Origin of the sequence: Peptoniphilus vaginalis, from assembly GCF_900176605.1 — a bacterium.
GTDB lineage: Bacteria > Bacillota > Clostridia > Tissierellales > Peptoniphilaceae > Peptoniphilus_A > Peptoniphilus_A vaginalis.
The window spans coordinates 681,729-693,887 of sequence record NZ_FXLP01000005.1; the positions used below are offsets into that span (position 1 = coordinate 681,729).

General features: G+C 35.5%; 6 protein-coding genes. 2 read left to right on the plus strand and 4 right to left on the minus strand.

What is annotated here, in order from left to right; genetic code table 11:
* Nucleotides 1-3: 3 nt before the first annotated feature.
* Together glmM and CAN42_RS08115 are read right to left on the minus strand one after the other, a co-directional pair.
* Nucleotides 4-1,347: a phosphoglucosamine mutase gene (gene glmM, locus CAN42_RS08110; RefSeq protein WP_085876258.1), complete on the minus strand. Its 1,344-nt coding sequence runs from the start codon at nt 1,345-1,347 to the stop codon at nt 4-6.
* 4 nt (nt 1,348-1,351) lie between these two features.
* On the minus strand, nt 1,352-2,674 hold the full coding sequence (locus CAN42_RS08115) for a CCA tRNA nucleotidyltransferase (RefSeq protein WP_085876259.1): 1,323 nt from the start codon (nt 2,672-2,674) through the stop codon (nt 1,352-1,354).
* A 99-nt stretch (nt 2,675-2,773) separates the two neighbouring features.
* Between CAN42_RS08115 and CAN42_RS08120 the strand changes: the two genes are divergently transcribed.
* Both CAN42_RS08120 and CAN42_RS08125 read left to right on the plus strand, forming a co-directional pair.
* The gene (locus CAN42_RS08120; protein WP_062572234.1) at nt 2,774-3,262 is read left to right on the plus strand and encodes a hypothetical protein; all 489 of its coding nucleotides are present in this window, start codon (nt 2,774-2,776) and stop codon (nt 3,260-3,262) included.
* Between the two features lie 14 nt (nt 3,263-3,276).
* Nucleotides 3,277-4,227 carry a copper amine oxidase N-terminal domain-containing protein gene (locus CAN42_RS08125; RefSeq protein ID WP_085876260.1) on the plus strand — a complete coding sequence of 317 codons (951 nt, stop codon included), beginning with the start codon at nt 3,277-3,279 and terminating at the stop codon, nt 4,225-4,227.
* 79 nt (nt 4,228-4,306) lie between these two features.
* On the opposite strand, the gene CAN42_RS08130 is transcribed toward CAN42_RS08125, so the two are convergent.
* Both CAN42_RS08130 and CAN42_RS09025 read right to left on the minus strand, forming a co-directional pair.
* Nucleotides 4,307-8,584, minus strand: a complete 4,278-nt coding sequence (locus CAN42_RS08130) for a 2-hydroxyacyl-CoA dehydratase (protein ID WP_085876261.1) — start codon at nt 8,582-8,584, stop codon at nt 4,307-4,309.
* A 394-nt stretch (nt 8,585-8,978) separates the two neighbouring features.
* Nucleotides 8,979-11,828, minus strand: a complete 2,850-nt coding sequence (locus CAN42_RS09025) for a stalk domain-containing protein (RefSeq protein WP_085876262.1) — start codon at nt 11,826-11,828, stop codon at nt 8,979-8,981.
* Nucleotides 11,829-12,159 lie beyond the last annotated feature (331 nt).

Genomic DNA, 12,159 nt, shown 5'->3' on the forward strand with positions numbered 1-12,159 from the left:
CTCCTAATTCAATTTATCTTCAATAAGCTTTACTAATTTGTCAGCATCACTTGAAAGTTTATCTTGGTCTTCTCCCTCAATCATTACACGAACAAGGGCCTCTGTACCTGATGGTCTTATTACAACCCTACCAGATCCATTATAGTTTTCTTCAACTTCTCTTATGGCACCCATAATTTCTGGGAAGTCTTGGTATTTATTTTTCAAGTCATCACGAACTCTTGCGTTTTTAAGAACTTGTGGATAATTCTTCATTAGTTTATTTAATTCAGATAATTTTTCCCCAGTCTTCTTCATAATTTCTAAGAGGTGGATACCTGTTGCAAGCCCATCTCCCGTTGTATTGTAGTCAAGGAAGATTACGTGACCAGATTGTTCTGCTCCAATTACATAATCATCGGAAAGCATCTTTTCTAGGATGTACCTGTCCCCAACCTTAGTCTCAACAAAGTCCACGTCAATTTTTTCAAGATACTTCTTTAGACCCACATTAGACATTATTGTTCCCACTGCTGCATTGTTTTTTAGTCTGCCATTCTTCTTTAAGTAAGTTGCAACAATGGCAAGTATGTGGTCGCCATCTACAATATTGCCTTCTTCATCAACAGCAATAATTCTGTCAGCATCTCCATCAAAGGACATACCAATGTCGGCTCCCTCTTTTTTTACAAGCTCTTGAATTAGATCAGGATTTGTTGAACCACAAGAGTCGTTTATATTCATTCCATTAGGTTCATTGTTGATAATTTTAACCTTGGCACCATAGGACTTTAGGACTTCTTCGGCTATGTGAGATTGGGCACCGTTGCCTGCATCCACTGCAACTTCAAAGTCTGAGAAGTCAAGATCAACTAAATTCTTTAAGTAGTCCACATATTTTTGAGTAAATTCAGGGGACCTATTTAGCCTTCCAATTTCTTCTCCTGTTACGTCCTTGTATATTTTTGTAGTTGAAAGAATTTTTTCTTCTATTTCATCTTCTACTTCATCATCTAACTTTAGCCCCTCTGATGAGAAAAATTTAATTCCATTGTGTTCATAAGGGTTGTGAGATGCAGAAATAGATACTCCACATAGGTAGTCGCCAGTCCTTGTTAAGTAAGCAACACCTGGAGTTGGTATCACTCCTGCCAAGTCCACATCAAGTCCTATACTCATAAAACCTGCCACAAGAGAAGACTCAACTAGGTCTCCTGAAAGTCTTGTGTCTCTTCCAACTAGGACCTTGCCCTTCTTGCCCTTGGCAAGTACATAGGCTGCTGCCCTTCCAATATCATAGCAAAGCTTTGGAGTTAGTTTCTTGTTAGCAATTCCACGAACTCCATCTGTTCCAAATAATCTTGTCATTTCATCACCTGTAATTTTTATCTATATAATCTATTAAGTAAGTTTTATTATTTTTTTCTGGATCATCTAAGACCATTTCTTCAAGGTCCCTTAAAATCCTTCCAATAATTTTCCCTTGAGAGAATCCCAAGGACTTAATATCATTTCCATTAATTTCCAAAAACTTTTCAGTTTTCATTTCTTTTTCGTCTAATAAGACTTTTACCCTATTTTTTCTATTTATAATAAAGGAAGCGTCCCTATCTGCCCTTGTGCACATACAATCTGCAATTAATAAGTCATAAAGGTCTAGGACCTTATCTCTTCCCACTCTTTTTATTTGTCTTCTTAGGGCCTTGTCCGTCATCTCTGCATGGACCTTCATATGGTCTAAGATTAAAATTTTTACCTTCTCAATTATTTTGTTGGGAAGTCTATATCTTTTTAAAATTTCTTCAACCTTTTCTGCACCAAGGACTTCGTGTCCGTAAAAGTGTCCCCTGCCATCTTCTCCAATTGATAGAGTGTCAACCTTTGAAATGTCATGGAAAAGTGCCGCAAGCCTTAGACTTAGATCTGGCTTCACATTATCCATAACACAAATAAGATGGTCAAAGAGGGTCTTGTCATGGTAGGGAGAAAATTGAACAAAGCCAACTGTCCTCTTTAGCTCTGGGAAAATCACATCAAGTATCCCAGTCTCCTCCATCAATAATAAATAATGAGATGGATTTTCTCCTGTGATCATCTTGGAAAACTCATCAAAAATTCTCTCTGGAGCGATTTTCTTTAAGAGTCCTGCATTTAAGGATAGGGCATCAAAAAGTTCTTCCTCAATAAAAAATCCAAACCTTCCAGCGAATCTAATGGCTCTCATCATCCTAAGAGCATCTTCTCTTATCCTTTCATTTGGATCACCCACAGCCCTAATGATTTTATTTTTTATATCATCTTGACCATGAAAGGGGTCATAAAGATTTCCATCTCCATCCATTGCCATGGCATTAAGGGTAAAGTCCCTTCTCTTTAAGTCTTCTGTGAGATTCTTAGAGAAAGTAACCTTCTCTGGCTTCCTGTTGTTTATATAAGCTCCGTCAATCCTAAAAGTTGTAACTTCATAGAGAGTATTGTTTAATAAAATGCCAACTGTTCCAAAGTCTTCTCCAACTAAGACAGTCTTATAGTCTTGAAAGACTTTTTTAATTTCCTCTGGCCTTGCAGAAGTTGTTATGTCGTAATCATGTGGCTCAATACCCATTAGCTTGTCTCTCACAGACCCACCAACTATGTAGGCCTCAAAGCCACTTTCTCTTAGTTTGTTTAAAATAAATAGGACATCCTTTGGCATTCAATCACCCTTTTAATTATAACATTCTTGTTCTTAATTTAAAATTATATAATTAAGCCATTGTCTTGTGATATAATGAACTAAAATTGGAGGTAGAATATGAAAAAAATTTTTATTATTTCAATGTCATTACTCCTAAGTCTTAGTCTTGCTGCCTGTGGCAAAAAAGATCAAGCTAAGGCTGGAGCTAGTGATGCAAAAGTTGCATCAGATGTTACTAACAAAGAAACTGATGAAGAGCAAGTTGCAACTTCAAACTTTGACAAAGAAGCTGTTAACGAACTCATCAAAAACTCTGATTATATTTCAAGAATTAGAATTTCAACATCTACTGCTGAGGGAATGTCAACAGCCTTCTTAAAGGATTACAAGGGCGACCTTTCTCAAATACAAGTAGATATTCCAAAGAACTTAAGTCCTAACAAAGAATATTTAGTTTTTTACAAGGATGACGAAAAGGGAGAAGTTTCTCCAACTGATAGAGATGGAGCCTTCATTGAGTTGCAAGGAGACAAGGACTCAAACTTAATTTATATTGAAAAGCAATTTGATCCAAACTCTCACACTTCATCAATTAAGAGTAAATAAGGAGGAAGATAAAAATGAAAAAATTTAAGTCTGTATTGTTTTCACTTGTTCTCATGATTTTTGTGACTTCAAATGTTTTTGCAGGAAGAAGTCCTCTTATTGAGTACAATGGAAAAATTATAAAATCCGATGTGGCACCCTACATCAAAAATGAAAGGACTATGGTTCCCATAAGATTTATTTCAGAAACTCTTGGCTACAAGGTTACTTGGGATAAGGACAAGAGAGAAGTTGGCATTAGTGGCAAGGACACAGAAATAAGTCTTAAGATTGATTCCACTAAGGCTAAGGTTAATGGCAAGGAATTAAAGCTTGATGCTCCTGCATCAATTAAGAAGGATCGTACTTTCGTTCCCCTAAGATTTGTTGCTGAAAATCTAAAGGCTGAAGTTAAGTGGGACAACAAAAACTTCAAGGTTATTATTAATGACAATAAGGGACAAGCATCTTCTATTATTGACCTTACAACAGAAGAAGATAAGTATGTAAAAGAGCTTACTTCTCTTCAAGGAGATTTGAGTAAGTCTATGAAGGATTTAAAGTCATCCTTCTTTGAAAATGCTGCAAAGCTAAGTGATGCTGACTTAACTAATGCTTACGAAAGAGCAGATAGAGAAATCAGGGCAACACTAGATAAGCTTAAGGTCCTTGATGTGCCAGAAAAATTTAAAGCTTCTCACCAATACACTTTAAAGGCAAGTGAAAAGGCCCTAGAAATTCTTCCAGGTCTAAAAAATTCTATCCTATCCAAGGACGAGAAAGCTGCAAAAGCTTTTATAATGGAATTAAATGACTTCCAAGTTAAACTACAAGAAGCTACAGATTCCTTTAAGGCTGCTCTTAAGGGAGAGGACTACAAGGTACAAAAAGACATAGAAGTTTACAAGGACCAAAAGGAAAAACAAAATTCAACTACTAACTTGTTACAAGACAAGACTTTCAAAAATATTATTAAAAATCTTTAATTTATAATTTTTAACAATTAAATTTCGGCATATGAAAAACCCCTCAAATGAATGAGGGGTTTTGTCTATTTCAAACTTTTTAATTTTTCAAACTTGCCTTTTTCTTTAGGTAGCCTCTGTTGTATTTGTCTTCGCCTTCTTCCATATTTTTCTTGGCTTGTGAAAGCATAAGCTTGATCCTGTTAAATTGATTTACTTCAGAAGCTGATGCGTCGTAGTCAATTGGAATTATATTTGCCTTTTCATAGGAAGACCTTATGGCCTTTATGACACCCTTACCTGTGATGTGGTTTGGAAGACATCCAAAGGGTTGAACGCAAATAATATTTTCAACACCTGACTCGATTAACTCAACCATTTCACCAGTTAAGAGCCAACCTTCTCCATATTGGTTGCCAAGGTCAACATATTTTTCTGCGTACTTGATTATATCTTCAATTTTTTCTGGAGAAGTAAATCTCGTACCCTTAAGAGCTTCTCTCACAAACTTCCTATAAGACTCAATGTAAGAAATTCCTATTTCGCAAATAAAGGCAGATAATTTTGATTTTGAAAGTTCGTCAGCCTTTGCCCTTGCGTTCTTAAAGGAGTACATCATAAAGTCAGTCAAGTCTGGAATGACAACTTCAGCCCCTTCCCTTTCAAGTAGGTCTGCAAGGTGGTTATTGGCAGCTGGATGATACTTAACTAAAATTTCTCCAACTATTCCAACCTTTGGTTTTTTATCTTTTGTAATTTCAAGTCTGTCAAACTCACTTACCATTTGATTTACATTTTTCTTAAAAGTCGTCTTGTCGTAAATCAAATTTTCTGAACTTGTAAGGTCAACCCACCTATCACGCAAGATATTTGTTGAACCCTTTATGACTTCATAAGGTCTTGTAGCTTGAGTAAGTCTCATTATTAAGTCAGCGTAAAGCAAGCCTTGAATTAATTTTCGACCAATCCTAACCATTTGTTTCTTATCAAATTGGAAGCCAGGATGTTCTTCTATCCCTTGGAAGGAAAGTCCTATTACAGGAACGTGACCGTAGCCTGCATCCTTAAGAGCCTTTCTAATAAAGCCAACATAATTTGATGCCCTGCAGGCTCCACCAGTTTGACTCATTAAGAGTGCCAACCTATTTGTGTCATATTGACCAGACTTTACAGCATCAATAAATTGTCCCACTACGAAAATTGATGGGTAACAAGCGTCGTTGTTTACATATTTCAAACCTTCATTGACAACCTTGTGACCTGTGTCGTGAAGGACTTCTATGTTTATTCCCTCTTGTCTTAGGATTGGTTCAAAGATGCTAAAGTGAAGAGGCGCCATTTGTGGCATCAAAATAGTGTAGTCCTTTTTCATTTCCTTTGTAAAGATAACTGGTTTATCGTCTAGTAGACCTTCAAGCTCTGCATCAATTTTTTCAAATTCTCTCTTTTCAGCTGCTTCTATAAGGGACCTAATCCTAATTTTTACTGCACCAAGATTTGAAACTTCATCAATCTTTAGGGCTGTGTAAATTTTATTGTAGGACTCCAAAATCTCTTGGACTTGGTCAGTTGTTACTGCGTCAATACCACAACCAAAGGAGTTAAGTTGTACAAGCTCCAAGTTTTCGTGCTCTCCAACAAATTTTGCCGCCCTGTATAGTCTTGAATGGTAGTTCCATTGGTCAAGAACCCTAAGTCTTGAATCAATTTCTACATTCCTTGCAATACCATCTTCAGAAATAACTGCAAGACCAAGACTTGTAATGAGTTCAGGTATGCCGTGATTTATTTCTGGGTCTATGTGGTAAGGTCTACCTGAAAGGACAATGGCTCTTTGATTTTTAGAATTTACTTCTTCTAAGATCCTGTTGCCTTCATTTAAGACATCAAGCCTATACCTATCTTGTTCTTCATATCCAGCTCTTACTGCTTTCTTAACTTCATTCTTAGGTATAAAGTCAAAGACTTCAGCCAATCTCTTTTCCAATTTTTTCCTATCGTCAAAGGAGATAAAAGGATTCATAAATTTGACTTTGCCATCAACTATGTCATCCACATTATTTTTTATAACTTCAGAATATCCTGCAACTACAGGACAGTTTAATGTGTTGTCTGCATTTTTAAATTGTCTTTCTTCATAAAAGACTGCTGGATAAAATATAAATTTTATTCCCTTTTCTATTAAATCTTCTATGTGTCCGTGAGAAATTTTTGCAGGATAGCAAGCAGTTTCACTTGTTATTGTTTCGATTCCCTTTTCGTAAATCTCTCTTGATGACTTAGAAGATAAGACTACTGAATAGCCAAGCTCTGTGAAGAAGCTATGCCAGAAGGGATAATTTTCATAGATGTTTAAAACTCTAGGGATTCCGACAATGCCCCTAGGAGCTTCTTCTTCTGGAAGAGACTTGTAGTCAAAGACTCTCTTGTACTTGTAGACGAACATATTTGGAAGTTGATCTTCCTTGCTCCTAACCTGACCTGCTCCCTTTTCACACCTATTTCCTGTGATATATCTCTTTCCATTAGGAAATATATTTACAGAGAGGGCACATTGGTTAGTACATTGTCTACAATTTGTTGAGATTGATTTATATTTAAAGGCATCCAAGTCTTCCTTGGAAATTATATTTGATTTGCCTGTGGATTTTTCCTTTGCAATAAGAGCCATGCCAAGAGCACCCATAAGTCCAGCTATCTCTGGTCTTGTAACTTCAACTCCAGTTAAGTTTTCAAAGGCTCTAAGCACTGCATCAGATAAGAAGGTGCCACCTTGAACAACAATGTGTTGGCCTAGGTCTTTAGGGTCTCTCACCTTTATAACCTTTTGGATAGCATTTCTTATTACTGAGTAAGCAAGTCCAGCAGAAATATCTGGGACAGATGCCCCTTCCTTTTGAGCTTGTTTAACATTAGAGTTCATAAAAACTGTACAACGTGATCCAAGGTCAACTGGCTCCCTAGACCTTGTAGCTTCATTGGCAAATTCTTCTGCAGTCATATTTACTGAGTGGGCGAAGGTTTCCAAGAAGGAACCACATCCTGCTGAGCAAGCTTCATTCAAGAGGATGGACTCAATTACTCCATCCCTTATCTTCATAGACTTCATATCTTGTCCACCAATGTCTAAAATGAAATCAACATCAGGATCAAAATACTTTGCCGCAGTGAAGTGGGCTATGGTTTCAACTTCTCCAAGGTCTAAGTTTAGGGCAGCCTTTAAAAATTCTTCCCCATAACCAGTTGTGCCGCAACCAGCAAAGTAGGCCTTGTCATTTTTTTCTTCATAAATTTCCTTTAAGTTTTCTATAGCTATGTCAAGTGGATTACCCTTGTTGGATCCATAGAAAGTGTAGAGGATTTCATTTTTGTCAGAAATTGCTACTAGCTTCGAAGTTGTTGAACCTGAATCTATTCCAAGATAAATTGGTCCCTCATAAGTTTTTAGGTCAACTTTTTTAAGAGATTTTGTCTTGTGTCTTTCCCTAAAGTCTTTAACTTCTTCATCACTTGTAAAGAGGGCTGGCATGACGTCACTTTCCTTTACAAGAATTTCTGCACTTGTGTTCACCTTGTTGTAAAGTTCCACAAAAGACATGGCTTTGGAATCAAAACTTGAAAGGGCAGCACCCAAAGCAACAAAAATTTGTGAATTTTCTGGAGCGATAATTTCATCTTCCTTTAAGTCCAAAGTTTCTACAAATCTTTCCTTTAACATAGGAAGGAAGTGGAGTGGTCCACCCAAGAAGGCAACATTACCCCTTATCGGTCTACCACAAGCTAAGTTAGAAATTGTTTGGTTTACAACAGATTGGAAAACTGAAATAGCTATGTCAGCCTTGCTTGCCCCTTGGTTGATTAGAGCTTGAACGTCAGTCTTGGCAAAAACTCCACATCTTGACGCAATAGGATATAACTTTTCATAGTCCCTTGCCATTTCATTTAAACCTGAGGCATCAGTTTGAAGAAGTGAAGCCATTTGGTCTATGAAGGCACCTGTACCACCAGCACAAATGGAGTTCATCCTTTGTTCAACAGATCCCCTTAGGTAAGTAATTTTTGAATCTTCCCCACCAAGTTCAATTGCCACATCAGTCTTTGGAATAAAGCAAGAAATTGCTTCCCTACCTGCCACAACTTCTTGGACAAAATCAATCCCCAAAAATTCGTGAACAGAAAGTCCTCCTGATCCTGTTACATTAACAGTTACTGTATCATACTTAAACTGTGGATAGACTTCATTAATAACATCCTTCACAGTTTTTCTTACATCAGAAAAATGCCTTCTATAAGTTTTATATAAAATATTTAATTTTTCATCGAGTATTACAAGTTTTACAGTAGTTGAACCAACATCTAATCCCATGTGAATTAGCATAGCCACTTTCCCCTTTCAAAATAAAAGCCACTAAGTTTTATGTATAAATTAATCCTACTTAAGATTGATATACATTCTGAGATACATAATTATTGCACTTTCTAATTGCAAATACAACAAATATTTTAAAAAAGTTTGATTTTTATTATTAAGAAGTTTGACATTTCTTAACAATTGCTTTTGTTTATTATAAACTACTTTAATGATTTTTGTAATAGTAAAAGCATTTTTTGTAATTAAATCACCACTTAACTACTTGTTATGATTACAAAGAAAGAGGCACGAATTAACGAGCCTCCTAAATATTTGACATAGAGTCTATTTAAAATACATAAAAGAAAAGACCGATTGCTCGGCCTTTCTTTATCTTATAACATCTAACAACTTATAAGAATTATCTTCTAATCACAACTGTGCCTGGTTTTTCATTATTCCATTCGATATCATGATCTACTCCATCTTGAGTATTGCCATTAGTAAGTCCGAAAACATTAGCTACGTTAACCACAGAAACTAAGATTCTGCCATTAATGTTAAGAGGTTTAGAGTCCATCTTTATAGTCTTTCCATTTGAAAGAACAATTTCATCACCATCAATTTGGATTTTGGCAGTTAAACCATTATTAGTAAATATAGCAGTTCTTGTTTTATTGTCCCATTTAACATCGACACCGATAGCTTCCGCCACAAATCTTAATGGAATCATAGTTCTTCCATTCCTAATAACAGGTTTTACATCCATTTTGTGAGTTATTGTCTCATTATTTCTTACTTCCTCAAAAATTAACTTGTCTATGTGGAAGATATACCTAACTGTATCAGATTTCTTTTCCTTAGCTATACTAGGCTTAGCTACACTAACATAAACTGGAGAAGTTCTAGTGTGGTGGTCCCTAATCTTGATTTCAGGAATCTTTATTTCTGGAACCGGTTTAACTTCAGGCTTAGGTTGAGGTTCTGGCTTTGGTTGAGGTGCTGGTTCCTCCTTCTTTGTAAAAGTCCAAGTTACAGTGTAAGTTAAAGTTTTATTTTCTGTATCTTTAACTGGTTCAGACCATCCACTTGCTGTCCAAGTACCTATTTCCTTTCCACTAGGATCTTTTTCAACAAGAGCTTTTTGTACAGCTTCTGCACTTAGATTTAAATCTTGTGGTTTCTTTACATCAGTTTCGTAAACTTCCCCAGTACCATCAGCAGGTTTTAAAGCCTTAAGATCTTGTGGAAGTCCTTTGTTAGCTGGATTAGTTTTGAATTCATACTTAACTGTAAATTTGTCATTTTCTTTCCAAGTCCAAGTACCAGTAAACACGTTGTTTGCTTCAGTTTCACTTACAATTAATTCTGATGGATTCCATTTAACAAATTCCCAATTACCTTTCTTTCCACCAATCTCTTCAAAGACTTTAGTAAAATTATTTTGACCTGGTTTTTGTGTAGATCCTATATAATTTTGAGTTTCAACTAGATGGTTTTGTTTTTTTACACCCTCAGGTAAACGATGCATTTGTGGAACAGGTTTCCCTTGACCAATAACATCTTGATCAATATCAAATTTACGTGTAACTGCTCTTCTTTCAGTTTCAGTTAGTACCCACTTACCAACAAATTTGTTTTCATTGTCATATGCAGAAACTTTCGGGATATTTGTTACCTTATTTCCATCTTTATACCAACCATCAAACTTCCAAATTCCTGTCATATCTCCAAAATTAACTGAATGTTCTGCTGGTGTAATTGTAGGTAATGTAATATCATCGTCTTCATATTTGGTTTCTGATGATGGAACAGTAGGTTCAAATTTACCTGTAAGAACAGATTTTGGAATTTCAGCTGTTGGCTTATTGCTATTATAGAACTTAAAAGAGTACTCAACAGTTTTTTGATCCTTTTTGGTAGCCTTTGCTACAAATTCTTTATTTGATTCTATATTAGTATAATCAGCTTGTTCAAGGTCATTTGTTCCATTGTACCATTTGTTATCCTTGTAACCATTTTGAAGAGTAGTTGCAGGAATTTCATTAGAATCTAAACTTGTTCCTGGTTTTACATAGTATGTTTCATAAAGAACTGGAGTAGTATTACCTTCTTTATCTCCAATCTTAACACCTTCGCCTAGCTTAAATTCAACTGCAAACTTACCATCAGGTAAATTTTCTGGATTGATTTGATTTGATTCGCCAGCTTTAACAACATTCTTCTCATTTGCTACATACAAAGTTTGATTAGGGACAGTTATTCTTGACTTGTCGCCAAATTTTACTTCAATACTGCCTGTAGCTCCATTAGGAAGATTTTGCCTTGAAGAATTTCTTTTTTCTTTAAGATCTGTGTCATTTTTTCCAAGGTCAGTAAATGTTGTAGCGATTTCATCTAAAAGATTTTGAAGTTCTGTGTTTGCTTCTTTAAGCTTAACACCGTCTTTCCAAGTAATTTGATCGCCAACCCAAACCCTAATATCAACTGCCTCTAACTTATCTTTAAGTTGGTCAGCCATAGTTTGTTTGAAGTTAACTTCCATTACAACATTTTCATTTTTAAAGTTTTCCTCTGTAACTGCTGTTCCTAACGCAACATCTGCTGGTGTGTCTGTCTTTGTCTTATTTGGTGTGAATTTCCACTCTTTATTAGCATCAATCTTATTAGCATTTTCATCCTTAGACTCAGCAGTCAAATCTGATGCAATTAATACATCTTGTAAAGTCTTCCCTCCAACAGGATTTACATAGTAAACAAATGAAGTCTCTGTTTTAGCAGTGTCACCTTTTCTGAATAGACCCTTTGCACCGTCAACCTTAATAGTAACAGACTTGTAAGTCGCCTTAACATCCTCAGTTGCCTTTGGATTGTCATTACCATAATCATCCTTAGCTGGGATAATGTCAAGAAGTTTTTCGTAAGGTACTTCCACTGGGCGTCCACCATTTTCCACATACTTTCTATCAGCTACAACGATATTTCCTTTTCTTACATATCCGATAAATTTAGGCTGAGGAATCAAGTTTGCATCAACATCGTCGCCAACCTTACCTTTAGCCTCACTTGGATACTCTTGACCAACAATATGGTATTTCTCCTTAATAGCGTTACCCATTTCATCTACATATTGAATAGGAACTTTACCTTCATTATTAGAAGTCGTATCTCCATCTTGCCCTGCGAAAACATTTAATGGCATTACTCCTACTATCATTATTATTGCTAGGAAAAAAGCCAAGCATCTTTGACTCATTTGTTTTTTATCCATTTTTATCTCCTTTCTAATTTTATTGGATATTAAAATTTTTATCCCTCCTAAATTTTGTCCATAAGTCTTTACTTCAATATAGTTTATTGCATACTTATGGATTATTGCTATTTATGAAAATATTATAACAAATCTTTAAAATTTTGCCAATGCTTTCTTTATTTTTAGCCACATTAAAGTAATACCACTTATTTTTATCCAAGCTTAATACTCTATTTATGTTATATTTTATCATAAACTTTATGCTTTATATTTTCATCTTTTTCTTTTTTATTTATAATTTAGTCCCTTTTGATTTCTTATTTCTTTCAATATTATTACTCCCTTTTAG

Bases quoted from the DNA above. Each gene is read 5' to 3' on its own strand.
- CAN42_RS08130 (WP_085876261.1), bottom strand. From the start codon at position 8,584: ATGCTAATTCACATGGGATTAGATGTTGGTTCAACTACTGTAAAACTT.
- glmM (WP_085876258.1), bottom strand. From the start codon at position 1,347: ATGACAAGATTATTTGGAACAGATGGAGTTCGTGGAATTGCTAACAAG.
- CAN42_RS09025 (WP_085876262.1), bottom strand. From the start codon at position 11,828: ATGGATAAAAAACAAATGAGTCAAAGATGCTTGGCTTTTTTCCTAGCA.
- CAN42_RS08125 (WP_085876260.1), top strand. From the start codon at position 3,277: ATGAAAAAATTTAAGTCTGTATTGTTTTCACTTGTTCTCATGATTTTT.
- CAN42_RS08120 (WP_062572234.1), top strand. From the start codon at position 2,774: ATGAAAAAAATTTTTATTATTTCAATGTCATTACTCCTAAGTCTTAGT.
- CAN42_RS08115 (WP_085876259.1), bottom strand. From the start codon at position 2,674: ATGCCAAAGGATGTCCTATTTATTTTAAACAAACTAAGAGAAAGTGGC.